Raw genomic sequence first — 26,532 nt, 5'->3', positions numbered from 1 at the left:
GGGTAGGCCTCTGTTTTAGCCAGAAGCGATACCCTGCGTATTGCCTTCTGGTGCCACTTTCACACCTATTTCCCTTACGCCTTTTCACCTCGGTGGCTGGCGTCTGCATAGTCTGATTTTCGCTGAGTATGGCAAAAAAAAACGGCCCCAAAGGGCCGTTTATGAAGATACTAAAACTTATGTGAGTGCATTAAGCGGATTTTTTCGCTTTTTTCTCAGCTTTAGGCGCTGCTGCTGGCTCAGTTTTAGCAGCGGTTTCACCTTCACTATACTCACGACCGTAGTACGTATCCAGCAGGATCTGTTTGAGTTCAGAAATCAGCGGGTAACGCGGGTTAGCACCGGTGCACTGGTCGTCAAACGCATCCTCAGACAGTTTGTCGACGTGTGCCAGGAAGTCAGCTTCCTGAACGCCAGCTTCACGGATAGATTTAGGAATACCCAGTTCAGCTTTGATTTCTTCCAGCCATGCCAGCAGTTTCTGGATTTTAGCCGCAGTACGGTCGCCCGGTGCGCTTAAACCCAGATGGTCTGCGATTTCGGCGTAGCGACGACGAGCTTGCGGACGATCATACTGGCTGAAAGCAGTCTGTTTAGTCGGGTTGTCGTTCGCGTTATAACGAATGACGTTGCTGATCAGCAGGGCGTTCGCCAGACCGTGAGGAATGTGGAACTGAGAACCCAGCTTGTGCGCCATTGAGTGACATACACCCAGGAAGGCGTTAGCAAACGCAATACCGGCGATGGTTGCGGCACTGTGAACACGCTCGCGCGCTACCGGGTTCTTAGAACCTTCATGGTAGGACGCAGGCAGGTTTTCTTTCAGCAGTTTCAGCGCTTGCAGAGCCTGACCGTCAGAGAATTCAGATGCCAGTACGGAAACGTAAGCTTCCAGAGCGTGAGTCACCGCATCCAGACCACCGAATGCACACAGTGATTTCGGCATATCCATAACCAGGTTGGCATCGACAATTGCCATGTCTGGGGTCAATGCGTAGTCAGCCAGCGGGTATTTCTGACCCGTTGCATCGTCGGTAACAACCGCAAACGGAGTCACTTCAGAACCAGTACCGGAAGTGGTGGTGACGGCGATCATTTTCGCTTTCACGCCCATTTTCGGGAACTTATAGATACGTTTACGGATGTCCATAAAGCGCAGCGCCAGCTCTTCGAAATGGGTTTCCGGATGTTCGTACATCACCCACATGATTTTCGCGGCGTCCATCGGGGAACCACCGCCCAGTGCGATGATAACGTCAGGCTTGAAGGAGTTAGCCAGCTCAGCACCTTTACGAACAACGCTAAGAGTCGGGTCAGCTTCAACCTCAAAGAACACTTCGGTTTCAACGCCGGCTGCTTTCAGAACGGAGGTGATCTGGTCTGCATAACCGTTGTTAAACAGGAAGCGGTCGGTCACGATCAGAGCACGTTTGTGACCATCGGTAATCACTTCATCCAGCGCGATTGGCAGAGAGCCACGACGGAAGTAGATAGATTTCGGAAGTTTGTGCCACAACATGTTTTCAGCTCGCTTAGCAACGGTTTTCTTGTTGATCAGGTGCTTAGGACCAACGTTTTCAGAGATGGAGTTACCACCCCAGGAACCACAACCCAGAGTCAGGGAAGGTGCGAGCTTAAAGTTGTACAGGTCGCCGATACCACCCTGTGAAGCCGGGGTGTTAATCAGGATACGCGCAGTTTTCATCATCTGACCGAAGTAAGCAACGCGTTCTGGTTGGTTGTCCTGGTCAGTGTACAGGCAAGAAGTGTGGCCGATACCACCCATCGCAACCAGTTTCTCTGCTTTGTCTACCGCATCTTCGAAATCTTTCGCACGGTACATCGCCAGCGTCGGGGACAGTTTTTCGTGAGCAAACGGCTCGCTTTCATCAACAACTTTCACTTCACCGATCAGGATCTTAGTTGTTTCCGGAACCGAGAAGCCTGCCAGTTCAGCAATTTTATATGCCGGCTGACCAACGATAGCGGCGTTCAGTGCGCCATTTTTCAGGATAACGTCCTGAACGGCTTTCAGCTCTTTACCCTGCAGCATGTAGCCGCCGTGGCTAGCGAAACGTTCACGAACTGCATCGTATACAGAGTCAACAACAACAACGGACTGTTCAGAAGCACAGATTACGCCGTTATCGAAGGTTTTAGACATCAGAACAGAAGCAACCGCGCGCTTAATATCCGCAGTTTCGTCAATAACAACCGGGGTGTTACCTGCACCTACACCGATTGCTGGTTTACCGGAGCTGTATGCTGCTTTAACCATGCCTGGGCCGCCGGTCGCAAGGATCAGGTTGATGTCCGGGTGATGCATCAGAGCATTAGACAGTTCAACGGAAGGTTGATCGATCCAGCCGATCAGGTCTTTCGGTGCGCCAGCAGCGATAGCAGCCTGCAGAACGATGTCAGCCGCTTTGTTAGTGGCATCTTTAGCACGCGGATGTGGAGAGAAGATGATGGCGTTACGCGTCTTCAGGCTGATCAGCGATTTGAAGATAGCAGTAGATGTCGGGTTAGTGGTCGGAACGATACCGCAGATGATACCAATCGGTTCAGCGATGGTGATAGTACCGAAAGTGTCGTCTTCAGACAGAACACCACAGGTCTTTTCATCTTTATAAGCGTTGTAAATGTATTCGGAAGCAAAGTGGTTTTTGATCACTTTGTCTTCGACGATGCCCATGCCGGATTCGGCAACGGCCATTTTCGCGAGAGGGATTCGAGCGTCTGCGGCTGCCAGAGCGGCGGCGCGGAAGATTTTGTCAACCTGTTCTTGAGTGAAACTGGCATATTCACGCTGGGCTTTTTTTACGCGCTCTACAAGTGCGTTAAGTTCAGCGACATTAGTAACAGCCATAATGCTCTCCTGATAATGTTAAACTTTTTTAGTAAATCATCTGCTCGATACGAGAGTATAGACAGACCGACGAAAAATCGTATAACGTTTTGAAAATAAAACGGTTAATTAACGTCCACTTTACTTTGATTTACTAAAAGAGCTTATGCGTTAGCGTCATTTAACTCTAACGCGTTACCTCCAGGTGGCGTAAGCAAGATTACTCACTTCTGAGTAGTAATTGCGTGATCTGGATCAAATTTCCGCAAAGCTGACACCTTTCAGCAGGCCCTTTTAGCGTTTCTTGGTAAGTGTTAAAAAATTGATGTAATGAATGAGGTTAACATTAGCATATTTAATACATATTAATAACACTGAGTAATGGTAGCGTATTTACGTAGATATACGCAGATAGCAGGTGAAGTATGCTGACAAAAGGCGTATCTTCAGCGCGGATTTCATCAATTTTATGACTCATTTTATCCGGCTAACGCTTCGGAGCTAACCGTGATCCATACGCTATTCGATTTTCCTGTTTATTTTAAATTTTTCATTGGGTTATTTGCATTGGTCAACCCGGTAGGGATCATCCCTGTCTTTATCAGCATGACCAGCTACCAAACCGCTGCCGCACGCAATAAAACCAACCTTACGGCAAACCTGTCGGTTGCTATCATTCTGTGGATCTCTCTGTTTCTGGGGGATGGAATTCTGCAATTGTTTGGTATCTCAATTGATTCGTTCAGGATTGCCGGTGGTATCCTGGTCGTGACTATCGCGATGTCGATGATCAGCGGAAAACTTGGGGAAGATAAGCAAAACAAGCAGGAAAAGTCGGAGACGGCGATACGCGAGAGCATTGGCGTTGTCCCGTTAGCGCTGCCGTTAATGGCGGGGCCGGGGGCAATAAGCTCAACGATCGTCTGGGGCACGCGTTACCATAGTGCTATTAATCTGTTCGGCTTTTTCGTGGCGATTGCGCTGTTTGCGCTGTGCTGTTGGGGATTGTTTCGTATGGCGCCGTGGTTAGTTCGCCTGCTGGGCCAAACGGGCATCAACGTCATTACGCGTATTATGGGGTTGTTACTCATGGCGTTGGGCATTGAGTTCATTGTGACCGGGATCAAATCCATTTTCCCGGGCTTACTTGCCTGAATCCACCGAATCAATATAAACGGAGCTGCTTCCAGGCTCCGTTTCCCACCATTATCAGTAATACTTCTCACTAAAGTTGAAACGCGCCATAGCAGTAATAAAAGATGCTGATAGCCACTGCATTTTTATGTATTGATTTTCAACACAATTATCTTTTCAGCAGAACAGATGAACCAGGGCAGCATTGTTATTTTATTAACATCATACTCTTGGGCTTGCTGAAGGATTATCGAAATGTTATTAGTTATTTCAGCACCTAATTTAGATGAATGTGCTAATTAATAACCAATTGTTAAATTTATGTGCATTTTGACGTCTCTTCGATGCCGGACAGGGCGATGAGTCGAGTGTCTCACGTAACGCATTGAATTAATTGATTTTATCGTTAAAAAATTGCCGTATCAATGCTTTTGTTGTGCGTTTTTTTTTCGATAAAAGAGAATTGGTTAACAAATCTGTAAAATGTATTGGCGGTGAAGAAACGCATTTGATACTTTCCGGCCAGGTATTTAGCAGAAGATTTCACGTTGATGAGAATAATTTTCATTTGATCTCTCTCAACAGGGTAATAGCGTGCTTCCGGCAGGGGAGGCACGTAGATAATCGACGCAAGGCGATCAAACGAATCGCCAGAATAAATAAAGTCGGTGATAGCGAGCAGTAAACAAAAAAACACCTGACGGCAGAAAATCTCCGGTGTCGTACAGGGATCCTGACAGGATTAACAGTCTGGTTATAAAACCAGCCATAATAATGAGGGAGTACAAACACAATGACTAACATCACTAAAAAAAGTTTAGTAGCTGCGGGGATCCTAACTGCGCTAATCGCTGGAAATGTTGCTACAGCAGCAGTGGTACCAGCAGGCGTTCAGTTGGCTGAGAAGCAGACTCTGGTGCGTAATAATGGTTCGGAAGTTCAGTCACTCGATCCGCATAAAATCGAAGGTGTACCGGAATCCAACATTAGCCGTGATTTATTTGAAGGTTTATTAATCAGTGACGTTGATGGCAAACCATCGCCGGGTGTGGCTGATAAATGGGAAAATAAAGATTTTAAAGTCTGGACATTCCATCTGCGTAAAGACGCTAAATGGTCTGACGGAACGCCTGTTACCGCACAAGATTTCGTCTATAGCTGGCAACGTCTGGCGAACCCCAATACTGCTTCACCGTACGCCAGCTATTTACAGTACGGACATATTGTCAATATTGATGACATCATCGCTGGTAAGAAGCCAGTTACCGATCTCGGTGTAAAAGCGATTGATGACCATACCTTTGAAGTGACTCTGAGTGAACCTGTTCCTTATTTCTACAAACTCCTTGTGCACTCTTCTCTTTCCCCTGTGCCTAAAGCCGTGGTGGAAAAATTCGGTGAAAAATGGACCCAGCCCGCTAACATCGTTTCTAACGGCTCTTATAAACTGAAAGACTGGGTTGTCAACGAGCGTATTGTACTTGAGCGTAATACTCACTACTGGGACAACGCGAAAACCATTATTAACCAGGTCACATACCTGCCAATTTCTTCTGAAGTGACTGACGTGAACCGCTATCGCAGCGGTGAAATCGACATGACCTATAACAACATGCCGATTGAGTTATTCCAGAAACTGAAAAAAGAGATCCCGAACGAAGTTCACGTTGATCCTTATCTGTGCACCTACTATTACGAAATTAACAACCAAAAAGCACCGTTCAACGATGTTCGTGTACGTACCGCCCTGAAGCTGGCGCTGGATCGTGACATCATCGTCAACAAAGTGAAAAACCAGGGCGATCTGCCCGCCTATAGCTTTACCCCGCCGTATACTGATGGCGCTAAACTGGTTGAGCCAGAGTGGTTCAAGTGGTCACAGGAAAAACGTAACGAAGAGGCGAAAAAACTGCTGGCCGAAGCTGGCTTCACCGCTGAAAAACCGTTGACCTTTGATCTGCTGTATAACACCTCCGATCTGCACAAGAAGCTGGCTATCGCTGCGGCATCCATCTGGAAGAAAAATCTGGGTGCGAATGTGAAGCTGGAAAATCAGGAGTGGAAGACGTTCCTCGATACGCGTCATCAGGGCAACTATGATGTTTCACGCGCAGGCTGGTGTGCGGATTATAACGAACCGACGTCTTTCCTGAATATGGTACTGTCCGATAGCTCCAACAACACCGTCCACTATAAGAGCCCTGCATTTGACAAGTTGATTGCTGATACCCTGAAAGCGACTGATGATGCTCAGCGCAGTGAACTGTATTCGCAAGCAGAACAGCTGCTGGATAAAGACTCTGCAATTGTACCGGTGTTCTACTACGTCAACGCCCGTCTGGTGAAACCTTGGGTAGGCGGATACTCCGGTAAAGACCCGATGGATAATATCCACGTTAAAGACTTGTATATTATCAAGCATTAATGGCAAGACGTGGGGCGATTAAGGTTGCCCTACAGTGTCTTTTTCTTCGAACTATAAATACCTCTTTAGACAAAGAGAGGTATACCCTAAATAATTCACGTTGCAGGAAGGCGGCAACGCAGCGAATCGCCAGGAGCTTACTTAAGTAAGTGACGGGCGTGCGCGAGCAAAGCCAACGCACCTGCAGCTTGAAGTATGACGGGTATAAAGGCACACGCCAGAAGGTACGGGCAATGTTGAAATTTATATTACGCCGCTGTCTGGAAGCGATTCCGACACTATTTATTCTTATTACGATTTCATTCTTTATGATGCGTCTTGCGCCGGGAAGTCCTTTCACCGGAGAGCGCGCCTTACCGCCAGAAGTTCTGGCGAATATTGAAGCGAAATACCATCTTAATGATCCGATCTCAACGCAGTACTTTAGCTATCTGAAACAGCTGGCGCACGGTGATTTTGGACCATCCTTTAAATATAAAGACTACACCGTTAATGACCTGGTCGCGTCAAGCTTTCCGGTTTCCGCGAAGCTGGGGGCTGCGGCCTTTATTCTGGCGGTGGTGATCGGTGTTAGTGCGGGCGTAATCGCCGCGTTGAAGCAAAACACGCGTTGGGATTATACGGTTATGGGGGTGGCGATGACCGGGGTGGTGATCCCCAGTTTTGTCGTTGCCCCCTTATTAGTCATGATATTTGCGATCACACTGAAATGGCTACCCGGTGGCGGTTGGAACGGTGGGGCGCTGAAATTTATGATCCTGCCCATGGTGGCGCTATCCCTGGCCTATATTGCCAGTATTGCGCGTATTACCCGCGGCTCGATGATTGAAGTGCTGCACTCTAACTTTATTCGGACCGCGCGTGCTAAAGGGTTGCCGATGCGACGGATTATTTTCCGCCATGCGTTAAAACCTGCGCTGTTGCCGGTGTTGTCCTATATGGGGCCCGCGTTTGTCGGCATCATTACCGGTTCGATGGTTATTGAAACTATCTATGGTTTACCAGGGATTGGGCAGTTGTTCGTGAATGGCGCATTAAACCGCGATTACTCGCTGGTACTGAGCCTGACCATTCTGGTTGGCGCGCTGACCATCGTGTTTAACGCGATTGTCGATGTGCTGTATGCCGTAATCGACCCGAAAATCCGTTACTGATACTGGAGCTCGCTATGATGTTAAGTAAGAAAAACAGCGAAGCGCTGGAGAATTTCAGTGAGAAGCTGGAGGTCGAAGGCCGCAGCCTGTGGCAGGACGCTCGTCGACGCTTTATGCATAACCGAGCGGCAGTAGCCAGCCTCGTGGTACTGGTGATTATTGCGCTGTTTGTGACGTTGGCACCCATGTTATCGCAGTTTACCTACTTCGATACTGACTGGGGCATGATGTCCAGCGCGCCTGATACGGAGTCTGGGCACTATTTTGGCACTGACTCATCTGGCCGTGATCTGCTGGTGAGGGTGGCTATTGGTGGACGGATCTCGTTGATGGTGGGGATTGCTGCGGCGCTGGTGGCGGTGATTGTGGGCACGCTGTACGGTTCACTGTCGGGTTACCTGGGCGGCAAAATCGACTCTGTGATGATGCGTCTGCTGGAAATCCTTAACTCCTTCCCGTTCATGTTCTTCGTTATTCTGTTGGTTACCTTCTTTGGGCAAAACATCCTGTTAATCTTTGTGGCGATTGGGATGGTGTCCTGGCTTGATATGGCGCGTATCGTTCGTGGCCAGACGCTGAGCCTGAAGCGCAAAGAGTTTATTGAAGCAGCCCAGGTCGGTGGGGTGTCTACCGTGCGTATTGTTGTGCGCCACATTGTGCCAAACGTACTCGGTGTGGTGGTGGTCTACGCCTCATTGCTGGTTCCCAGCATGATCCTGTTTGAATCGTTCCTGAGCTTCCTGGGACTTGGCACACAAGAGCCGCTAAGTAGCTGGGGCGCACTGCTCAGCGATGGTGCCAACTCGATGGAAGTATCACCATGGTTACTGCTGTTTCCGGCAGGGTTCCTGGTGGTGACGCTATTTTGTTTTAACTTTATTGGCGATGGCCTGCGTGATGCCCTCGACCCGAAAGACCGTTAAGGAGTGCCGCCATGAGCGTAATTGAGACCTCAACCGCGCCGCTCGCGCAACAACAGGCTAACGCACTGCTAAACGTTACCGATCTGCGAGTGACGTTTGCCACCCCAGATGGTGATGTTACTGCAGTAAACGATTTAAACTTTTCACTACGCGCCGGGGAAACGCTGGGTATTGTTGGTGAGTCTGGTTCAGGTAAGTCGCAGACTGCATTTGCCTTGATGGGCCTGCTGGCCGCAAATGGCCGGATTGGCGGCTCCGCTACATTCAACGGTCGTGAGATCCTGAACTTACCGGAGCGTGAGCTGAACAAGCTACGCGCCGAGCAAATCTCGATGATCTTCCAGGATCCCATGACCTCTCTGAATCCGTATATGCGGGTCGGCGAACAGTTAATGGAAGTTCTGATGCTACATAAAGGTATGAGCAAAGCGGAAGCCTTTGAAGAATCAGTCAGGATGCTGGATGCGGTGAAAATGCCGGAAGCGCGTAAGCGAATGAAAATGTATCCGCATGAATTCTCCGGCGGGATGCGTCAGCGCGTCATGATCGCCATGGCGCTGCTGTGCAGGCCAAAATTACTGATAGCCGATGAACCGACTACTGCGCTGGATGTCACGGTTCAGGCGCAAATCATGACGCTGCTAAATGAGCTGAAAAGTGAATTCAATACCGCAATTATCATGATTACTCACGACCTCGGTGTTGTTGCTGGTATTTGCGACAAGGTGTTGGTGATGTATGCCGGACGCACGATGGAGTATGGCAGTGCGCGCGATGTCTTTTATAAGCCGGTTCATCCGTATTCGATTGGCCTGCTTAATGCCGTCCCGCGTCTGGATGCCGAAGGGGAAGAAATGCTGACTATCCCGGGTAATCCGCCGAATCTGTTGCGTTTACCGAAAGGCTGCCCGTTCCAGCCCCGTTGCCCGCATGCCATGGAAATCTGTAACAGTGCTCCGCCACTGGAAGAGTTTAGTCCAGGCCGTCTGCGCGCCTGCTTTAAACCGGTGGAGGAACTGGTATGAATGCGGTAACCGAACAACGAAAAGTACTCCTCGAAATTGCCGATCTGAAAGTCCATTTCGACATCAAAGATGGTAAACAGTGGTTCTGGCAACCGTCGAAAACGCTGAAAGCCGTTGATGGCGTGACCCTACGTCTGTATGAGGGCGAAACATTAGGCGTAGTGGGGGAATCGGGTTGCGGGAAATCGACGTTTGCGCGTGCGATTATCGGTCTGGTAAAAGCGACTGATGGTAAAGTCGCCTGGCTCGGCAAAGATTTGCTTGGCATGAAACCCGATGAGTGGCGGGCAGTGCGCAGTGACATCCAGATGATTTTCCAGGATCCGCTGGCATCGTTAAACCCACGTATGACCATCGGTGAAATTATCGCCGAACCGCTGCGGACTTATCACCCGAATCTGCCTGGGCAGGAAGTCCGTGACCGCGTAAAGGCGATGATGATGAAAGTGGGGTTACTGCCTAACCTGATTAACCGCTACCCGCACGAGTTTTCCGGTGGGCAGTGCCAGCGTATTGGTATTGCTCGCGCGTTGATCCTTGAGCCGAAGCTGATAATTTGTGATGAGCCTGTATCCGCGCTGGATGTGTCGATTCAGGCGCAGGTTGTTAACCTGTTGCAGCAATTACAGCGTGAGATGGGCTTATCATTAATCTTCATTGCCCATGACCTGGCAGTGGTTAAGCATATTTCCGATCGTGTGCTGGTGATGTATCTCGGACATGCGGTGGAGTTGGGGACCTATGACGAGGTGTACCATAATCCGCTGCATCCCTATACCAAAGCACTAATGTCAGCGGTGCCAATTCCCGATCCTGATATGGAGAGGAACAAGGTTATCCAACTGCTGGAAGGTGAGTTACCCTCCCCGATTAATCCGCCTTCGGGGTGTGTGTTCCGCACACGTTGTCCGATCGCCGGCCCAGAATGCGCGAAAACGCGTCCTGTACTTGAAGGGAGTTTCCGACACGCGGTTTCCTGCTTAAAAGTAGACCCGCTATAATCGAGAGGGCTGACACACTGTCAGCCCTTCTTTTTGGTGAGGTAAATGTGTCAGGCTTAGTCTCTTCTGTTCGCCGTACTCTCTATCGTACATTATTTGATTTAGACACGCGCTCGGGGCGCCGTTTTGAAGGCATGTGCGCACTGTTCGCATTGCTGAGCGTGATTGTTATCTTCATTGAGTCTGGGGTCGGGACGCAATACCATTTAACCTATGATGAATGGCATATTTTTGTCTGGCTGGAAGTCTTTATTACGCTGGTCTTTACCATCGAATATCTGCTCAGATTGTGCTGCTGGGCCAATCCTGCAAAATATGTGTTTAGCTTCTGGGGAATTATCGATCTCGCGACAATTCTGCCACTGTATGTGATGTGGCTATGGCCGGAAATTAGTCTGAGTTATGTTTTCGCCTGGCGAGCGATGCGCGTGCTGCGTGTACTGCGAATACTCAAACTGCTGCGATTTATGCCGTCGCTGCGTGTGTTCTGGAGCGCAATTAAAAGTGCCCGTCATCAGTTGATGCTGTTTTATTCGTTTATTGCCATTCTGATGATTGTCTTTGGCGCCCTGATGTACCTGATTGAAGGCCCGAAATATGGTTTTACTACGCTGAATGCGTCGGTATATTGGGCAATCGTTACGGTTACAACTGTTGGCTATGGTGATATTACCCCGCATACACCGCTTGGCCGCATGGTTGCGTCAGTGCTGATCCTGATTGGTTATTCGGTTATCGCAATCCCGACAGGATTGATAACAACACATATGAGTAGTGCGTTTCAGCACCGGCAAAATCAGCGCAAATGTCCACAGTGCCAACAAAGCCAGCATGAGCACAGCGCGCAATTTTGTAATCGTTGCGGAAGTAAATTGCCTGACTAGAAATAAAAAAAGCTGCGAGAGCAGCTTTTTGTTTTCATTATTCACGCCAGAGGATGTGGCAGAGTTTGTGATCTTTTTCGCGACATAACAGAACACGCGCAAAAATATCGTTAATCTCGCCGTCTTCTGAGTCTGCCAGACCAATCACCACTTCGGCGAAGAAGTCAGGATTCAGGTCAAAATCAACGTGCTCCTGCCAGTCTTGTGCAGGGTCGAATAACTCTGCACCGCCACGCTCTTCAAACTGCAAATTGAACAGAAGGATGTCGGCCGGATCGAGATTGTCCGCCGCCAGTTCGAGAAAAATGTCATAAGCCTGCTCGAGCGTTTCGTCTTCGGTCAGGCGGTTGTTCAAATCCATATCCATAATGACTACCTGTTTACTGTCTGATGGGCACGTTTTACAGCAACGGGCTAAAGAAGTAAAACAGTCGCTCAGCGATACGCTGCCAGAGTGGTCGTTTTACCCACAAACGTGCATCTAGCAGGCGGGAACGCGAAATATAATCATCCTGTACCGCAGCGAGGTCACCGCCGAATCCGGCATCGTCAATCACTAGTGTTATCTCAAAATTCAGCCACAGGCTGCGCATATCCAGGTTAACAGTACCGACCAGACTCAATTCGCCATCAACCAGCACGCTCTTGGTATGTAACAACCCACCTTCGAACTGGTAGATTTTCACGCCTGCCGCCAGCAACTCGGTGAAAAAAGCCCGGCTTGCCCAGCCAACCAGCATCGAGTCATTCTTGCGTGGAAGAATGATGCTGACATCTACACCACGCTGCGCTGCCGTACAGATGGCGTGCAGCAGATCGTCACTGGGGACGAAGTAGGGGGTGGTCATGATTAAATATTCACGAGCAGAATATGCGGCGGTCAATAAGGCCTGATGGATCAAGTCTTCAGGGAAGCCAGGACCGGAGGCAATAGTGTGAATGGTGTGCCCGCTGGCCTGCTCAAACGGCATGATGTTGACATCGGGAGGCGGCGGTAAAATACGTTTACCGGTTTCAATTTCCCAGTCGCATGAGTAGACGATGCCCATAGCGGTGGCCACCGGGCCTTCCATTCTTGCCATTAAATCAACCCATTGTCCGACACCGGCATCCTGTTTAAAGAAACGCGGATCGACCATATTCATGCTACCGGTGTAGGCGATGTAGTTGTCGATCATGATCATTTTACGGTGCTGGCGCAGGTCCATACGGCGTAAAAATACACGCATCAGGTTAACCTTCAGCGCTTCGACCACCTCGATACCCGCGTTGCGCATCATCGCCGCCCACGGACTGCGGAAGAATGCCACGCTGCCGGCGGAGTCCAGCATCAGGCGACAGTGAATGCCACGCCTCGCGGCGGCCATTAATGATTCCGCGACCTGATCGGCCATACCGCCAGGTTGCCAGATGTAGAACACCATTTCAATGTTGTGACGCGCCAGCTGAATATCACGGATTAACGCCTGCATCACGTCATCTGAACTGGTGAGCAGCTGCAGCTGATTTCCCTTAACGCCGGCAATGCCCTGGCGACGCTCGCATAACTTAAATAATGAGGAGGCAACGCTGCTGTTTTCTTGCGCGAATATATGTTTGCAGGCTTTGAGATCGTTCAGCCATTTGGCTGTTGATGGCCACATCGCTCTGGCGCGCTCGGCGCGGCGTTTGCCCAGGTGGAGTTCACCAAAGGACAGATAAGCAATGATCCCTACCAATGGCAGTATATAGATGATCAAAAGCCAGGCCATTGCGGAGGGTACTGCGCGTCGCTTCATCAGAATGCGTAACGTTACGCCAGCAATGAGTACCCAGTAACCCAGAATGACCAGCCAACTCACCACGGTGTAGAAGGTTGTCATAAAATTAAAAATCCTTTTGAAAGCGTATTGTTAAGAGTTTACGCATCAGGAGTCATCTGGCAAATAAAAACACGGGAAAACCACTGGTCTGCATGCGGTCTGGGGGTATAATGCCCGCTCTGTGACTGGAAGAGTAGTTAACATGAAGCGTAGTAGAACGGAAGTGGGACGCTGGCGGATGCTGCGTCAGGCTAGCCGCCGTAAAGCACGTTGGCTTGAAGGGCAATCGCGCCGTAACATGCGTATCCACTCCATCAGAAAATGCATTCTCAATCATCAACGAAATTCGTTGCTGTTTGCGATCTACAGCATTTGATCCAAAAAGGGCACCGTTGCGGTGCCCAATGTATTCCTGTCCGTTCTGTTTCTTAAAATACTTTTTTGTACGGTTTGACCGAAACTTGCGCATAAACGCCTGCAGCTACATACGGGTCGGCATCTGCCCACGCCTGCGCTGCCTCTAAAGATTCAAATTCCGCAATCACCGTCGATCCGGTAAATCCCGCCGCACCCGGATCGTTACTGTCGACAGCTGGCATGGGGCCCGCCGTCAGTAGACGACCTTCATCATGGAGGAGTTGCAGACGGGCCAGGTGAGCAGGGCGCACGGAAAGACGTTTCTCGAGAGAATCTGCGATATCTTGAGCATAAATAACATACAGCACGGGTAGAGCTCCTTGATCGGTAAAAGTCGCGTTTACGTTATTGGAAAGCCCTGGCAACTGCAACGTAAAGATAATAGCTTTGTTAAGGCCATATTAAGATAATGGTTTTTTTACATGAAATTGCGTTTTAAATGCGGCTTACTGTCATGGGCTTATTGAATATGATTGCTATTTGCATTTAAAATCGAGGCCTGGTTTTATAACTGAAACGATTATGACTGCAATGACCCTTGATTTACCTCGTCGCTTTCCCTGGCCGACGTTACTTTCCGTCGGCATTCACGGCGCTGTAGTGGCGGGTCTGCTGTATACCTCGGTACATCAGGTTATTGAACTGCCTGCACCCGCGCAGCCGATCTCCATCACGATGGTCGCACCTGCCGATCTTGAGCCACCTCAGGCAGTTCAACCACCGCCGCAGCCTGTCGTTGAGCCTGAACCGGAACCTGAACCGATACCGGAACCGCCAAAAGAGGCGCCGGTGGTGATTGAGAAACCGAAACCTAAACCAAAACCGAAGCCAAAACCGGTGAAAAAGGTTGAAGAGCAGCCCAAACGTGACGTGAAACCGGTTGAGTCGCGTCCAGTATCGCCGTTTGAGAACACGGCGCCTGCTCGTTCGGCAACGACCAGCACCGCGCCGGCAACCAGTAAACCTGCGGTTAGCGCACCGTCTGGGCCACGCGCCTTAAGTCGTAATCAGCCACAGTATCCGGCGCGCGCGCAGGCTTTGCGCATTGAAGGTCGGGTGAAGGTCAAGTTTGATGTGACATCAGATGGCCGTGTGGAGAATGTTGAAGTGCTTTCCGCACAGCCTGCCAACATGTTTGAGCGTGAAGTGAAAAATGCGATGCGCAGATGGCGTTACGAAGCGGGCAAACCGGGATCTGGCCTGGTGGTGAATATCGTATTCCGTCTGAACGGTACGGCGCAGATTGAGTAACTGGCGTGCCGGAGTCGGCGTCAGGCTTTCTCCGGCAAGCAGGTCTGATAACGGTGTCAACGCGGTTATCAGACCTGTGTTGGTATCGGACGAGGTTTACCGTCTTTATCTACAGCGACGTAGATAAACAGGGCTTCAGTGGCTTTGTAACGCTGGCCAATAGGTTCCGAAGCGACTTTCTTCACCCAGACTTCAATATTAATGCTGATTGACGTCGTCCCGCGTTTTACGCAGCGTGCGTAGCAACAGACCACATCACCCACGGCAACCGGGCGCAAAAAGCTCATTCCTTCCACTCGCACCGTCACCACGCGGCCATGTGCGATCTCTTTGGCCTGAATAGCGCCACCAATATCCATCTGTGACATCAGCCAGCCGCCAAAAATATCACCGTTAGCATTGGTATCGGCAGGCATGGCCAGAGTGCGTAAAACCAGTTCACCCTGGGGGGTGTTATTCGTTGTTGTCATTGTAGAACCGACTGTAGAGAAAGATTACAGGCGGGATGCTACTAGAATTTACGAGCGGAGAACAGAGGGGATGCAGCGCGCGGAGGGGATGTAAGCCAGCTTGTCTGCCACGAAGAGCGTGGGTGGGTAAAAATTCGCCAGATCCGCAGATCTGGCGAACACTTATTACGATTTATCTTCCTGCGGCAGATGGCGGTAGATATAGATTCCGCTCAGCAACGTGAAGAATAAGGTCAGGGCGGTTAAACCGAACACTTTGAAGTTGACCCAAATGTTCTGTGGTAGCCAAAACGCAATGTAGATATTGGCCAGTCCACACAGGATGAAGAAAACGGCCCAGGCCAGATTTAGCTTCGACCATACCGGCTGCGGCAGCGTCAGCTCTTTTCCTAACATGCGCTGAATCAACGGTTTTTTCATCACCCACTGGCTAACCAGCAGTGCACCGGCAAACAGTCCGTAAATCACCGTAACCTTCCACTTAATGAATTCATCGTTGTGGAAGAAAATAGTCAGGCCACCGAAGACAGCAACCAGAACAAAGGTGATTAACGCCATCTTCTCGACTTTGCGATAGCGAACCCAACTGTAAATCAACACCACAGCTGTTGCGACAATAAGCGCCGAGGTTGCCGCGTAGATGTCATAAAGCTTATAAAAAGCAAAAAAGACAACCAGCGGTAAAAAATCAAGAAACTGCTTCATTCTTCGAGTCCGTAATCAAAAAGCATTGGGTAACACACCCGGCATGCGTTCAGGGTTTATTGACGAATCAGCATATACAGGCGGAACAAATAGATCAGCAGCACAGCAGAGATCATATTGCTCAGCGTATTCGCCAATACCGCGCCTACGTTTGGCGTTAGTACTGCAAAACTTGGCGCAAAAAGCAACAGCAGCGTTTTTGCCAGTAACCAACCGATTACTGCCGGCGCTACCAGTCGCATATTAGACCACGCCAGACGCATACTGTTGCGCATAGCGGCAAAGACGCCCATTTTATCCTGCACGACCATCACCGGCGCGAGGGCCAGCAAGATAGCCAACAGAATACCAGGTACGACAACCAGCATAATACCGACCTGTACCAGCAGGGTAGTCAGAAAAATCAGAATAAACAATTTAGGTAATACCGGCGCGCTGGCGCCAATGGCGCGTAATGCGCTAACCCGATGACCCGCCGAAATCAATTGAATCATCAGGATGATGCCTCCTGCAAGGATGGCATTACCAATCAGCCCTGAAAACGTCGATGCTGCAGAAGCGCGTAGCAAAATTTGCTGCTGCTCCGGCGTCATATTCTGTACCAGATCGAACAGGCCCACACTGCTGGTTAGCTGATCCCCTTCGCTCAGTTGCGCGATTTGCGCGTCGCTGGGAGAAAAGGCATGCCCTAGCACCACTGTGATAAACGCGCACAATAACGATACCAGCAAGATGGTAATGAATTGATTACGGAAAAAGTTTCCCGTGTCACGGTAAACGGATTTCGCCGTGATAGACATGCACTCTCCTTGAGTTTTGCAGGTGTTCATTTGCGCGCAATTGTACCCTGGATAACTCTACAGTGGCAGCATCGTACGATGTATGGAAAGGCATATCTTTGTAAAGCTCCGGTAATTTTTGGCCAGGACTTCAGCATCTTGCAACATCGTTGTTTGTTCTCTGTGCATCACGTTCAAATAACCAACGCTTCGTGTTGTCGCTAAAGGTACTTGCATAGTGAAAATATATCAAAATTGATCTGAATTAATTTAACCAGGATTTTGAATGCAAGTTCTAACTTAATCTGGATCAATAAATGTTAAATTATCAAACTCAATGTGATCCAGGTTAGATCACTTATTACTCCATTGTGGGTATATTCGTTCCGCTTTTATAACCATAACGATGGAGCGGACATGAAAAAATTAACAGTTGCAGCATTGGCTTTAACAACTATTCTCTCTGGTAACGCATTTGCGCATGAGGCCGGAGAGTTCTTTATTCGAGCAGGCTCGGCTACCGTCAGACCGACGGAAGGCGCGGGTGGTACGCTGGGAAGCCTGGGTGGCTTTGATGTCAGCAACAATACGCAGTTGGGCCTGACATTCACCTATATGGCAACCGACAATATTGGCGTTGAATTACTGGCAGCCACGCCGTTTCGCCATAAGATAGGCACCGGGGCAACCGGTGATATTGCCACCGTTCATCATTTACCGCCGACGTTAATGGCGCAGTGGTACTTTGGCGACTCCAGCAGCAAACTGCGTCCTTACGTTGGCGTGGGTGTGAACTACACGACTTTCTTCGATGAAGGTTTTAACAACAACGGGAAAGAAGCAGGTTTATCCGATCTGAGCCTGAAAGACTCCTGGGGTGCAGCAGGACAGGTCGGTATGGACTATCTGATCAACCGCGACTGGCTGATTAACATGTCAGTCTGGTACATGGATATCGACACCACCGCGAGCTATAAAATGGGTGGCGTCCAGCAGCGTGACAGCGTACGCCTCGATCCGTGGGTGTTTATGTTCTCTGCGGGTTATCGTTTTTAAGTCAATGATTCCAGTCTGATAGGCTGGTCGTTTCGCGGCCAGCTTTTTCTCCTCTCTTTTTCCCTTCCCGACTTTCTCCCCTTCGATGTAATGCTACTCTTTAAGCAAACTGGCTTTGAGGGTATTGACGATGATATTGACCCGTCAGCTGTTACAACAAAAAATTTCCCTTATGGAAGCATCCATAGACGATGATACAACAGAGTTTGCCGTGTATGCTGCGCGCGAATTATTGAATTACATGAGCAGGGTGGAAGCCCTGGAAAAGGTCATCGCCACACAAATCACACTACCTTACTGCAGCGCCAGCCCGGTTTGCGAGATTGAAGCGGGCTATGCCGCAGGCGTGAGCGACTGCCGTGAGGCCATCCGTCGGGCAGGGTATCCGATTGAAGGTGATGATTAGTTTGCATTTGTGTTAACAAAAATGTGCTTTTATTGTATAAGTCTGTAACTTTCGTGCACGAGTGCGCTTCTTATTTCAACTCATTAGTCTCTGGATGGTTAACATCTTTATCCATATACAACGCTGTTATGCAACAACATAAACGGGTAACCGGTTTGGTAATACTGTTAACTATCGGGGTGGACTCGTGAAGATTGTGCAGGATAAGCTCCGAAACAGGCAGGCTCTGCTGGTATCCGGGCTCATTACGTTGGTATTTACCTCGCTGTTTCTGTTTATCATTTATGAACAGCGTATGGCGACCGCCAGTGAAGGCGTGAGCCGCCTGCAAGCTCACATGTTGGACATTTTTAACGATAATGAACTAATTGCCGATGCGATTGGCGAGCGTTACTACCACATCAAAACCGGCGAACAGTGTGGTGTTATGGCGCAGTTTGTTCCGCGAAATAAAGATGAATGGGGAATTAACGCCGACCCAAAGCGGGTTCATTCCGCGACAGGGACGATTATTGCTCAGCAACCCAGCCATAATGCGCTGTGTATGTATACTGCGGCGGAGTTCATTCGTGGAATGGTTAATGAGCTAAATCCAGGCAGCTTCGATGCGCATCGTTACATTATCGCCAGCCATTCAGATTATTTTTACTGGTTTATGGCTTCCGACTCGCGCAATTTCAGTTTTTCTGACTCCGAAATGGCGATGGATATTACGCAGTTTTTCTATCCGCCCGTCGATTTCTATACCCGGTTGCTGCAAAAAAATGTCAAAAATAAAGCTCTCAGTTCAACAAACTTCTATACCGATAAAATTACCGGTGAAAAAGCCTACAGCGTGGTGAGCTATATCTACGATCTGTCGGGTAAAGAGATATCAGACCAAATCGTTGCCTATCTGGTCTATGATCATTCGAAACCCGAGCTGCAGGAAGCGTTGGCCGAGGCGTTTGATAATCAAATTCTTCCCGGATTGAACGTGGAGTTAGTGAATTTAACCAACAAAGAGAGCCTTTGTTTATCCGGCAAATGTGCGGGACAATCCAGCTATTTGGTGCGCAATTTCTCAGAAAAATATGCGCTGCACTATTCGCTGTCATTAGGCCGTTTTATGGCGCGCGATACGCAAGCCGGCATTGTTATTCTGCTGGCGCCGTTCTTTTTCATCATGATTACTTTCTCGCTAAAATCATGGCTGAATGAAAGCGACCTGAAAGTTTATATTGATACGCTGACCGGCTGCTTTAATCGCCGAATTCTCGACATCATCAAGCGCAGGGATTTATCACATTGCTCGGTAGTGCTACTGGATTGCAATAAGTTCAAGGCCGTCAATGATACCTGGGGGCATGCTGCTGGGGACCGTGCGCTGCAAATTATCGCCAACAGAATGTTGTCTAACACCCGTACCAGCCACGATCTTGTGATCCGCACCGGCGGAGATGAATTTATGATCCTGCTGTTTCGCTCTCAGGCCAGTGATGCTATCGCGATTGCGCAGCGTATAAGCGGACAGGTGACCAGCCATGTATTTGTGGTGGACGGCAACACTATACCCTTGTCAGTGTCGTGGGGGATTGCAGAGGTGAAGGGGGAGCTGGATGCGGCAATCCAGAATGCGGATACTGCCATGTACAAAATGAAGCAGGCCAGGGAGTAAAACCGCCAGAAGTCACTGGCGGTTTAATTAGCTTACTGTTGGGTGGCGGCTTTCATCGCGCTGACAAACGCTTTCAGCTCAGCCAGCATTTGCTCTGGTGCTGCAACATTTTTCTCAATGATTTTGACAATCGCCGATCCGGAAATAGCCCCCGCAGCACCTGCTTCAATGGCGCCTGTCACCTGTTCCGGTGCAGAGATACCAAAGCCCTGTAAAGAAGGCGGGGCATTGAATTCTTTCAGCTTTTCGACCAGATGATGCAACGGTAACGCCGCACGATTTTCGGCACCCGTAACGCCTGCGCGTGACAATAAATAGGTATAACCGCGGCCATGAGCGGCAATCTGACGCAGCAGTTCTTCGTCAGCGTTAGGCGGGCAAATGAAAATTGGCGCTACATTATGACGTAATGCGGCCGTTCTGAATGGCGCAGACTCTTCAACCGGCACATCGGCGACTAATACCGAATCTACGCCGACCTTCTCACACTGTGCGTAAAATTCGTCAATACCCTTGCTGAACACCAGGTTGGCATACATCAGTAAACCAATTGGAATGGTTGGGTGTTTTTGCCGAATCAACGCCAACATTTCAAAACATTGTGACGGCGTGACGCCTGCCGCGAACGCACGTAATGTTGCTTCCTGAATGGTTGGGCCGTCGGCCAGCGGGTCGGAGAACGGAATACCCAGCTCAAGCGCATCGGCACCCGCTTCGATCAGCGTATCAATGATTTTCAGTGACTGTTCAACAGAGGGATCGCCCAGGGTCACGAAGGGGACAAAAGCGCCTTCTTTGCGGTCCTTCAGCTGTGCAAACAGGTTTTCGTAACGTTCCATCAGATTTCCCCTCGCGCTTTCAGAATATCGTGTACGGTGAAAATGTCTTTGTCGCCGCGACCGGAGAGATTAACCACCAGTAACTGCTCTTTTTCCGGATTTTCACGCATCATTTTCAACGCGTGCGCCAGGGCATGGGAGGACTCCAGCGCCGGGATAATCCCCTCATGCAGACACAGCGTTTTGAAGGCTTCCAGCGCTTCATCATCAGTAATCGATACATAGTCAGCACGTCCGATACTGTTCAGATAAGCGTGCTGTGGCCCGACTGACGGGAAGTCCAGCCCGGCGGAAATAGAGTAAGACTCTTCAATCTGTCCTTCTTCGGTTTGCATCATCGGGGACTTCATGCCGAAGTAAATCCCGACACGACCATGTTTCAACGGCGCGCCGTGTTCCCCAGACTCAATCCCGTGACCGCCTGGCTCTACGCCAATCAGACCGACGCTGGTTTCATTAATAAAGTCGGCGAACATACCGATGGCGTTAGAACCGCCGCCCACGCAGGCGATCACGGCGTCCGGCAGGCGACCCTCTTTTTCGAGGATCTGCGCTTTGGTTTCTTCACCGATCATGCGCTGGAATTCACGTACAATGGTCGGGAAGGGATGCGGACCTGCCGCCGTACCGAGCATATAGTGCGCAGTATCATAGCTGCCAGACCAGTCGCGCAACGCTTCATTACAGGCATCTTTCAGCGTCGCGGAACCGCTGTGAACCGGGATCACTTCAGCGCCCATCAGACGCATACGGAAAACGTTAGGCGACTGGCGCTCGACGTCTTTCGCACCCATATAAATACGGCACTTTAAACCCAGCAAGGCGCTGGCAAGGGCAGACGCCACACCATGCTGACCCGCGCCGGTTTCGGCGATGATCTCGGTTTTACCCATTCGCTTCGCCAGCAACGCCTGGCCCAGCACCTGGTTGGTTTTGTGCGCGCCGCCGTGCAGCAAATCTTCACGTTTAAGGTACAACGTGGTGTTGGTGCCTTGAGTAATGTTCTGGCATTTGGTCAGTGCAGTTGGGCGACCAGCATAGTTTTTCAGCAGGTCTGTAAACTGTGCCTGAAACTCAGGGTCTTTTTGTGCACTGACGAACGCTTCTTCCAGTTGACGCAGCGCAGGCATCAGAATCTGTGGCACATACATACCGCCAAATTCACCAAAATACGGATTGAGTAATGTTGTCATGTCCTTTTCCTTAATATGCGCGCAGCGTCTGAAAGACTGAAGCCAGAAGACGCGCATCTTTGATGCCCGGCTGTGACTCTACGCCAGAATTGAAATCGAGCCCGGCACAGCCGGTTTTAGCCGCGTCGACGCAGTTATCTGCACCGAGTCCGCCAGCGAGTAAAACGTTATCCAGCGATTGTCCGCCTAAGAGTGACCAGTCGAAGCGTTGCCCGCTACCGCCCTGACCGTTGTCGAAAACGTATTTATCGACATGCTGGTAATCACGGGCTGGCAATGTCTCGCTGACGCTTAGCGCCTTCCAGATTTGCACCTGCGCGGGTAGCACATTGCGCAGAGCATCAATATAGGCCTGATCTTCGCTTCCATGTAGTTGTACGGCGGCCAGCGACAGTGCGGTGACTTTTTCGCGGACGTCTGCGATGTCGGTGTTACGGAACACGCCTACATACTGTAGCGGCGCACCCGTCATAACGTCTCGCGCCTGCTCAACGCTGACAGCGCGTGGTGAGGTCGGGACAAAAATTACGCCGCCATAAATGGCCCCAGATTCGTACGCTGCTTTTGCATCCTGTGCACGAGTCAGTCCGCAGACTTTATTTTCGCCAAGCAAAACACGACGAACGGCGGCGTGAAGATCATCATGGGACATCAGCGCAGAACCTATCAGAAATCCGTTGGCGAAATGGCTGAGTTCGCGAACCTGACCATAAGTGTTGATCCCGGATTCGCTGATGACGGTGACGCCATGACCCAAACGTGGTGCAAGCTGGCGAGTACGGTTGAGGTCAATCGACAGGTCACGCAAATCACGGTTGTTAATACCGACGACTTTCGCCCCCAGCGCAATGGCGCGCTCCAGCTCTTCTTCATTGCTAACTTCGGTCAGCACGCCCATTTTCAGGCTGTGGGCGACGGCGGCGAGCTGACGATACTGTTCATCATCTAAAACCGACAACATCAGCAGGCAGGCGTCCGCCTGGTAGAAACGTGCCAGATAAATCTGGTAAGGATCGATAATAAAGTCTTTACACAGGATCGGCTGTGGTGCGATGCGACTGACGATGGGCAGAAAATCAAAGCTACCCTGAAAATATTTCTCGTCCGTTAGCACGGAAATTGCTGACGCATAATGTTTGTATACTCCCGCAATCTGTGCCGGGTCGAAGTCATCACGAATTACGCCTTTTGATGGAGAGGCTTTTTTGCACTCCAGAATAAAAGCGGTACGTGTCCCTTGCAGCGCATCGTAGAAATCACGCGTGCTGGGTTGAACATCATTTTGAAAGCTGGTCAGCGGTTGTTGCTGTTTGCGGGCTTCTACCCAAATCGCCTTGTCAGCGACAATTTTCGCTAAAACGGTTTGCATCATTTACCCTCTCGCTGCCAGTGCAGTAACACGGTCGTAAGCCGCACCGCTGCGCAGCACATTAATCACGGTTTGCGCGTTGGCTTTTAAGTCTTCTTCACCGTGCAGGCGCATTAACATGGCGACATTCGCGGCAACAGCAGCCTCATGAGCGGCCTCACCTTTACCTTGTAACAAGCGACTCAGAATGTCACGGTTTTCTTCCGGCGTGCCGCCAGCCAACTGTTCCTGATGATATGGCGTCAGGCCAAAGTCTTCCGCCGTTAGCTGGTAGCTCTTGATTTCCCCATCGTGCAGCTCAGCCACAATGGTCGGTGCATGCAGCGAAACTTCGTCCATGCCACCACTGTGCACTACGGCTGCTCGCTGATAGCCGAGCACGCGCAGCGTTTCGGCAATCGGCAGCACCAGCTCCGGGCTGTACACGCCGATCAGCGCCAGCGGCGGATGTGCCGGGTTAATCAACGGGCCGAGCACGTTAAACAGCGTGCGGGTTTTCAACTGCTGGCGTACCGGCATGGCATGGCGAAAACCGGTGTGGTATTTCGGCGCAAACAGGAAGCACACGCCGAGATCGTCAAGCGCCTGGCGGGATTTATCGGCATTCATATCCAGATTGATGCCAAATGCCGCTAACAGATCCGAAGAACCCGATTTGCTGGAAACGCTGCGGTTACCGTGTTTGGCAACTTTCAGTCCGCAAGCCGCTGCAACAAAGGCGCTGGCGGTGGAAATATTGATACTGTTGCTGCCATCACCACCGGTACCGACAATATCGGCAAACAGATAATCAGGGCGTGGGAACGGGGCGGCATTTTCCAGCAGCGCGGTTGCCGCACCGGCAATTTCATTCGGATGCTCGCCACGAATTTTCATGCTCACCAGCGCCGCTGCCAGTTGTTCCGGCTTCAGTTCACCGCGGACCACGGCAGAGAACAACTGGTGGCTTTCCTGCTGGGACAGCGTCTGAGCCTGATACAGTTTCTCCAGAATAGGTTGCAGCGTATTGGTCTGTTCAAGCTTCTGTTGCGCCCAGGCCAGCGTTTGTTCCAGCAGACGCGCGCCCTGGGTGGTCAGAATGGATTCCGGATGGAACTGGAAGCCGCAGACGCGATCGGTATCGTGACGTACCGCCATCACCATGCCGTTAAAATGGGCGTTAATGGTTAATCCTGCCGGAACGTTGCTGCCAACCAACGAATGATAGCGTGCCACCGGCAGCGGATTCGCCAGACCAGCAAACATTGCCTGACCGTCGTGTTCAATGCTGGAGGCTTTGCCGTGCAGGATTTCTCCAGCCTGGCCCACATATCCGCCATAGGCCTCAACAATCGCCTGATGACCCAGACAGATGCCAATGATCGGCAGCTTGCCGCGCAGGCGGGTTAACAGCTCTGGCATGCAGCCTGCTTCACTGGGTGCGCCAGGCCCTGGAGAAAGCATCAGCACCGGATTTTTCATCGTCGCTAAACGGTCAATTAACGTCTGGGCCGGGATATGGTTACGGTAAATCACCACGTTGTGACCGTTAGTGCGCAGCTGATCTGCCAGGTTGTAGGTAAATGAGTCGATGTTATCGAGCAGCAGAATGTCAGCCATCAGAAAGTCTCCTGTGCGTGGTGTGCGGTAGCGATAGCACGCAGAACCGCACGCGCTTTATTACGGGTTTCATCGGCTTCAGACTGCGGAACAGAATCCAGAACAATCCCGGCACCGGCTTGTACGGTAGCAATACCGTCTTCCACGAGGGCGGAACGAATCACAATACAGGTATCCAGATCGCCATGGGCGGTGAAGTAACCTACGGCACCGCCATAGCTTCCACGGCGTCGACCTTCGGCCTCGGCGATAAGCTGCATAGCGCGAACTTTCGGCGCACCGCTTAACGTGCCCATATTCATACAGGCGCGGTAAGCATGCAGCACATCCAGATCGCTTCGCAGCTCGCCGACAACGCGTGAAACCAGGTGCATAACGAAGGAGTAACGATCCACTTTGGTGAGATCCGCAACGTAGCGGCTACCCGGCGTACAGATGCGCGCCAGGTCGTTACGCGCAAGGTCAACCAGCATCAGGTGCTCAGAAAGCTCTTTATGGTCGGTACGCATCTCCAGCTCGATACGGCTGTCAAGGTCGCGGTCAAGCGAACCGTCCGCACGACGACCGCGTGGGCGGGTCCCGGCAATCGGGTAAATTTCAATCTGGCGGCTGGTGGCATCGTATTTCAACGAGCTTTCCGGCGATGCGCCGAACAGTGTGAACTCGTTGTCCTGCATGAAAAACATGTACGGGCTGGGGTTGCTTTTCTTCAGCACATAGTAGGCTGCCAGCGGCGACGGGCAGGGCAGCGAGAAACGACGAGATGGAACCACCTGGAAAATCTCACCTGCGCGAATCGCTTTTTGCATGCCACGTACTACGGCGCCGAACTCTTCATCGCTCTGATTGCATTCGCAGCGCATCTGCGGGACTTCAGTGACGGGCAGCGGCGGTGCGGGTTCGGTGAGCTGTTGGCTCAACTGTGCCAGGCGGGCGTTCAGTCGTAGTTTTTCCTCGTCATTTGGCGTAAAGATGCTGGCCTGAATGCGGGTGCTTTTTTTCTGGTGGTCGATAACCATCAGCGTTTCTGCCAGATAGAAGCAGTAGTCCGGGCACTGGTTACCCGCCTCAAGCTGGGGTAAATCTTCAAATCCGGCAACCAGGTCGTAGGAAAACAGACCGCCGAAGAACATCGCTTCACGTTCCTGCGCCGGAACATTAACCAGTTCCTGCAGTAAACGGAACGCATCAAATACAGAAAGGGAACATAAGCGGGCATCTTCATCCAGCAGCGGGCTTACGCTGGGGAATGTCAACTGACGAGCATTCGGCTGTTTATCGTTGTCAACGCCCGCGGGCAGGGCGGCGTCCAGCAGGGGCAGCAGCGATGCGCCATTCGCCGACAGTGCCTGAATAGTGACAGTGTCACCCAGGGCGGTAATGCGCAATGCGCTGTCGACCAGCAGCAGGCTCTTGAGATCGTCCTTGCTGTCGATATCGGCGGATTCCAGCAGCAGCGTTGCCGGTCGTGCGCCACACACCTGATGAAACAGCGCCGTCGGGTTCTCACGGTAGGCGGCATCGCAGGCGAGCAGTTCAAGTGTTGGTTTTTGTGTTTGCATCGTTATTCTCATTAATTTTGTTCAAAAAAAAGC

24 protein-coding genes, 1 pseudogene and 1 other annotated feature (1 of these 26 cut by a window edge) are annotated in these 26,532 nt (G+C 50.7%); of the genes and pseudogenes, 12 read left to right on the top strand and 13 right to left on the bottom strand.

What is annotated here, in order from left to right; all coding sequences use genetic code 11:
* Nucleotides 1-190: 190 nt before the first annotated feature.
* Complete coding sequence (gene adhE / locus AL515_RS13965; protein WP_048211477.1) at nucleotides 191-2,869, bottom strand: bifunctional acetaldehyde-CoA/alcohol dehydrogenase; 2,679 nt, start codon at nucleotides 2,867-2,869, stop codon at nucleotides 191-193.
* A gap of 486 nt (nucleotides 2,870-3,355) precedes the next feature.
* Between adhE and ychE the strand changes: the two genes are divergently transcribed.
* From ychE to AL515_RS13915, 7 genes are all read left to right on the top strand, one after another.
* The gene (gene ychE / locus AL515_RS13960) at nucleotides 3,356-4,003 is read left to right on the top strand and encodes an NAAT family transporter YchE (protein ID WP_048211478.1); all 648 of its coding nucleotides are present in this window, start codon (nucleotides 3,356-3,358) and stop codon (nucleotides 4,001-4,003) included.
* Nucleotides 4,004-4,775: 772 nt separating this feature from the next.
* On the top strand, nucleotides 4,776-6,407 hold the full coding sequence (gene oppA, locus AL515_RS13945) for an oligopeptide ABC transporter substrate-binding protein OppA (RefSeq protein WP_048211480.1): 1,632 nt from the start codon (nucleotides 4,776-4,778) through the stop codon (nucleotides 6,405-6,407).
* A 233-nt stretch (nucleotides 6,408-6,640) separates the two neighbouring features.
* Nucleotides 6,641-7,561, top strand: a complete 921-nt coding sequence (oppB, locus tag AL515_RS13935; RefSeq protein ID WP_005126405.1) for an oligopeptide ABC transporter permease OppB — start codon at nucleotides 6,641-6,643, stop codon at nucleotides 7,559-7,561.
* A gap of 14 nt (nucleotides 7,562-7,575) precedes the next feature.
* Entirely contained in the window at nucleotides 7,576-8,484 is a 909-nt protein-coding gene (oppC, locus tag AL515_RS13930; RefSeq protein ID WP_048211481.1) for an oligopeptide ABC transporter permease OppC, read from the top strand.
* Between the two features lie 11 nt (nucleotides 8,485-8,495).
* Nucleotides 8,496-9,509 carry a murein tripeptide/oligopeptide ABC transporter ATP-binding protein OppD gene (gene oppD, locus AL515_RS13925; protein WP_005126407.1) on the top strand — a complete coding sequence of 338 codons (1,014 nt, stop codon included), beginning with the start codon at nucleotides 8,496-8,498 and terminating at the stop codon, nucleotides 9,507-9,509.
* A complete protein-coding gene (gene oppF / locus AL515_RS13920) occupies nucleotides 9,506-10,510 on the top strand; it encodes a murein tripeptide/oligopeptide ABC transporter ATP-binding protein OppF (RefSeq protein ID WP_048211482.1) in 1,005 nt (334 codons plus the stop codon). The genes oppD and oppF overlap by 4 nt, the downstream gene beginning before the upstream one ends.
* A 47-nt stretch (nucleotides 10,511-10,557) precedes the next feature.
* Nucleotides 10,558-11,394: an ion transporter gene (locus AL515_RS13915; RefSeq protein ID WP_048211483.1), complete on the top strand. Its 837-nt coding sequence runs from the start codon at nucleotides 10,558-10,560 to the stop codon at nucleotides 11,392-11,394.
* 37 nt (nucleotides 11,395-11,431) lie between these two features.
* Here the strand turns inward: AL515_RS13915 and AL515_RS13910 are convergent, their stop codons facing one another.
* The gene (locus tag AL515_RS13910; protein ID WP_040233211.1) at nucleotides 11,432-11,761 is read right to left on the bottom strand and encodes an HI1450 family dsDNA-mimic protein; all 330 of its coding nucleotides are present in this window, start codon (nucleotides 11,759-11,761) and stop codon (nucleotides 11,432-11,434) included.
* Nucleotides 11,762-11,795: 34 nt separating this feature from the next.
* A complete protein-coding gene (gene cls / locus AL515_RS13905; protein ID WP_048211484.1) occupies nucleotides 11,796-13,256 on the bottom strand; it encodes a cardiolipin synthase in 1,461 nt (486 codons plus the stop codon).
* Nucleotides 13,257-13,398: 142 nt separating this feature from the next.
* Between cls and AL515_RS23510 the strand changes: the two genes are divergently transcribed.
* Nucleotides 13,399-13,572, top strand: coding sequence for a YciY family protein (locus tag AL515_RS23510; protein WP_005126414.1), 174 nt, complete (start codon nucleotides 13,399-13,401; stop codon nucleotides 13,570-13,572).
* Between the two features lie 52 nt (nucleotides 13,573-13,624).
* Here AL515_RS23510 and AL515_RS13900 read toward each other — a convergent pair whose 3' ends face one another.
* Nucleotides 13,625-13,921, bottom strand: a complete 297-nt coding sequence (locus tag AL515_RS13900; RefSeq protein ID WP_048211485.1) for a YciI family protein — start codon at nucleotides 13,919-13,921, stop codon at nucleotides 13,625-13,627.
* A gap of 223 nt (nucleotides 13,922-14,144) precedes the next feature.
* Here AL515_RS13900 and tonB point away from each other — a divergent pair, with 223 nt between their 5' ends.
* Nucleotides 14,145-14,864, top strand: coding sequence for a TonB system transport protein TonB (gene tonB, locus AL515_RS13895; protein WP_048212575.1), 720 nt, complete (start codon nucleotides 14,145-14,147; stop codon nucleotides 14,862-14,864).
* 68 nt (nucleotides 14,865-14,932) lie between these two features.
* Here the strand turns inward: tonB and yciA are convergent, their stop codons facing one another.
* The 4 genes and pseudogenes from yciA to AL515_RS23840 form a co-directional block, all read right to left on the bottom strand.
* Nucleotides 14,933-15,334 (bottom strand): acyl-CoA thioester hydrolase YciA, encoded by a 402-nt coding sequence (yciA, locus tag AL515_RS13890; protein ID WP_048211486.1) that lies wholly within the window; start codon nucleotides 15,332-15,334, stop codon nucleotides 14,933-14,935.
* Nucleotides 15,335-15,499: 165 nt separating this feature from the next.
* A complete protein-coding gene (locus AL515_RS13885; RefSeq protein ID WP_005126421.1) occupies nucleotides 15,500-16,039 on the bottom strand; it encodes a septation protein A in 540 nt (179 codons plus the stop codon).
* 56 nt (nucleotides 16,040-16,095) lie between these two features.
* Nucleotides 16,096-16,839, bottom strand: coding sequence for a YciC family protein (locus AL515_RS13880; RefSeq protein WP_040233207.1), 744 nt, complete (start codon nucleotides 16,837-16,839; stop codon nucleotides 16,096-16,098).
* 28 nt (nucleotides 16,840-16,867) lie between these two features.
* A pseudogene (locus AL515_RS23840) lies at nucleotides 16,868-16,954 on the bottom strand (YkgJ family cysteine cluster protein); the annotation flags it as partial.
* Nucleotides 16,955-17,235: 281 nt separating this feature from the next.
* Here AL515_RS23840 and ompW point away from each other — a divergent pair.
* The 3 genes from ompW (at nucleotide 17,236) to AL515_RS13865 (ending at nucleotide 19,937) form a co-directional block, all read left to right on the top strand.
* A complete protein-coding gene (gene ompW / locus AL515_RS13875; protein ID WP_048211487.1) occupies nucleotides 17,236-17,874 on the top strand; it encodes an outer membrane protein OmpW in 639 nt (212 codons plus the stop codon).
* Between the two features lie 130 nt (nucleotides 17,875-18,004).
* Nucleotides 18,005-18,280 carry a hypothetical protein gene (locus AL515_RS13870; RefSeq protein ID WP_048211488.1) on the top strand — a complete coding sequence of 92 codons (276 nt, stop codon included), beginning with the start codon at nucleotides 18,005-18,007 and terminating at the stop codon, nucleotides 18,278-18,280.
* 187 nt (nucleotides 18,281-18,467) lie between these two features.
* Nucleotides 18,468-19,937: a GGDEF domain-containing protein gene (locus tag AL515_RS13865; RefSeq protein ID WP_061068011.1), complete on the top strand. Its 1,470-nt coding sequence runs from the start codon at nucleotides 18,468-18,470 to the stop codon at nucleotides 19,935-19,937.
* A gap of 32 nt (nucleotides 19,938-19,969) precedes the next feature.
* Here AL515_RS13865 and trpA read toward each other — a convergent pair whose 3' ends face one another.
* Genes trpA through AL515_RS13840 form a run of 5 tightly spaced genes read right to left on the bottom strand, consistent with a single transcriptional unit; the run spans nucleotide 19,970 to nucleotide 26,499 of the window.
* On the bottom strand, nucleotides 19,970-20,776 hold the full coding sequence (gene trpA, locus AL515_RS13860) for a tryptophan synthase subunit alpha (protein ID WP_048211489.1): 807 nt from the start codon (nucleotides 20,774-20,776) through the stop codon (nucleotides 19,970-19,972).
* Nucleotides 20,776-21,969 (bottom strand): tryptophan synthase subunit beta, encoded by a 1,194-nt coding sequence (gene trpB, locus AL515_RS13855; RefSeq protein ID WP_003020645.1) that lies wholly within the window; start codon nucleotides 21,967-21,969, stop codon nucleotides 20,776-20,778. Before trpB ends, trpA begins: the two co-directional genes overlap by 1 nt.
* A 10-nt stretch (nucleotides 21,970-21,979) precedes the next feature.
* Nucleotides 21,980-23,338 (bottom strand): bifunctional indole-3-glycerol-phosphate synthase TrpC/phosphoribosylanthranilate isomerase TrpF, encoded by a 1,359-nt coding sequence (gene trpCF / locus AL515_RS13850; RefSeq protein ID WP_048212577.1) that lies wholly within the window; start codon nucleotides 23,336-23,338, stop codon nucleotides 21,980-21,982.
* 3 nt (nucleotides 23,339-23,341) lie between these two features.
* Nucleotides 23,342-24,937 carry a bifunctional anthranilate synthase glutamate amidotransferase component TrpG/anthranilate phosphoribosyltransferase TrpD gene (trpD, locus tag AL515_RS13845; RefSeq protein ID WP_003020639.1) on the bottom strand — a complete coding sequence of 532 codons (1,596 nt, stop codon included), beginning with the start codon at nucleotides 24,935-24,937 and terminating at the stop codon, nucleotides 23,342-23,344.
* On the bottom strand, nucleotides 24,937-26,499 hold the full coding sequence (locus AL515_RS13840) for an anthranilate synthase component 1 (RefSeq protein WP_061068010.1): 1,563 nt from the start codon (nucleotides 26,497-26,499) through the stop codon (nucleotides 24,937-24,939). The genes trpD and AL515_RS13840 overlap by 1 nt, the downstream gene beginning before the upstream one ends.
* A gap of 23 nt (nucleotides 26,500-26,522) precedes the next feature.
* Nucleotides 26,523-26,532 (bottom strand) — a sequence feature (Trp leader region) (it continues 85 nt past the right edge of the window).

The sequence above is a fragment of the Citrobacter sp. FDAARGOS_156 genome, assembly GCF_001559235.2.
In the GTDB taxonomy this organism is placed as follows: domain Bacteria; phylum Pseudomonadota; class Gammaproteobacteria; order Enterobacterales; family Enterobacteriaceae; genus Citrobacter; species Citrobacter youngae.
The sequence above is the reverse complement of the archived record's forward strand: the minus strand, read 5'-3'. Positions and strand labels throughout refer to the sequence as shown.

Coding starts and splice junctions, on each gene's coding strand:
- adhE (WP_048211477.1), bottom strand. CDS start 2,869: ATGGCTGTTACTAATGTCGCTGAACTTAACGCACTTGTAGAGCGCGTA.
- oppA (WP_048211480.1), top strand. CDS start 4,776: ATGACTAACATCACTAAAAAAAGTTTAGTAGCTGCGGGGATCCTAACT.
- oppB (WP_005126405.1), top strand. CDS start 6,641: ATGTTGAAATTTATATTACGCCGCTGTCTGGAAGCGATTCCGACACTA.
- oppC (WP_048211481.1), top strand. CDS start 7,576: ATGATGTTAAGTAAGAAAAACAGCGAAGCGCTGGAGAATTTCAGTGAG.
- oppD (WP_005126407.1), top strand. CDS start 8,496: ATGAGCGTAATTGAGACCTCAACCGCGCCGCTCGCGCAACAACAGGCT.
- oppF (WP_048211482.1), top strand. CDS start 9,506: ATGAATGCGGTAACCGAACAACGAAAAGTACTCCTCGAAATTGCCGAT.
- AL515_RS13910 (WP_040233211.1), bottom strand. CDS start 11,761: ATGGATATGGATTTGAACAACCGCCTGACCGAAGACGAAACGCTCGAG.
- cls (WP_048211484.1), bottom strand. CDS start 13,256: ATGACAACCTTCTACACCGTGGTGAGTTGGCTGGTCATTCTGGGTTAC.
- AL515_RS23510 (WP_005126414.1), top strand. CDS start 13,399: ATGAAGCGTAGTAGAACGGAAGTGGGACGCTGGCGGATGCTGCGTCAG.
- tonB (WP_048212575.1), top strand. CDS start 14,145: ATGACCCTTGATTTACCTCGTCGCTTTCCCTGGCCGACGTTACTTTCC.
- yciA (WP_048211486.1), bottom strand. CDS start 15,334: ATGACAACAACGAATAACACCCCCCAGGGTGAACTGGTTTTACGCACT.
- AL515_RS13885 (WP_005126421.1), bottom strand. CDS start 16,039: ATGAAGCAGTTTCTTGATTTTTTACCGCTGGTTGTCTTTTTTGCTTTT.
- AL515_RS13880 (WP_040233207.1), bottom strand. CDS start 16,839: ATGTCTATCACGGCGAAATCCGTTTACCGTGACACGGGAAACTTTTTC.
- ompW (WP_048211487.1), top strand. CDS start 17,236: ATGAAAAAATTAACAGTTGCAGCATTGGCTTTAACAACTATTCTCTCT.
- AL515_RS13870 (WP_048211488.1), top strand. CDS start 18,005: ATGATATTGACCCGTCAGCTGTTACAACAAAAAATTTCCCTTATGGAA.
- trpA (WP_048211489.1), bottom strand. CDS start 20,776: ATGGAACGTTACGAAAACCTGTTTGCACAGCTGAAGGACCGCAAAGAA.
- trpB (WP_003020645.1), bottom strand. CDS start 21,969: ATGACAACATTACTCAATCCGTATTTTGGTGAATTTGGCGGTATGTAT.
- trpCF (WP_048212577.1), bottom strand. CDS start 23,338: ATGCAAACCGTTTTAGCGAAAATTGTCGCTGACAAGGCGATTTGGGTA.
- trpD (WP_003020639.1), bottom strand. CDS start 24,937: ATGGCTGACATTCTGCTGCTCGATAACATCGACTCATTTACCTACAAC.
- AL515_RS13840 (WP_061068010.1), bottom strand. CDS start 26,499: ATGCAAACACAAAAACCAACACTTGAACTGCTCGCCTGCGATGCCGCC.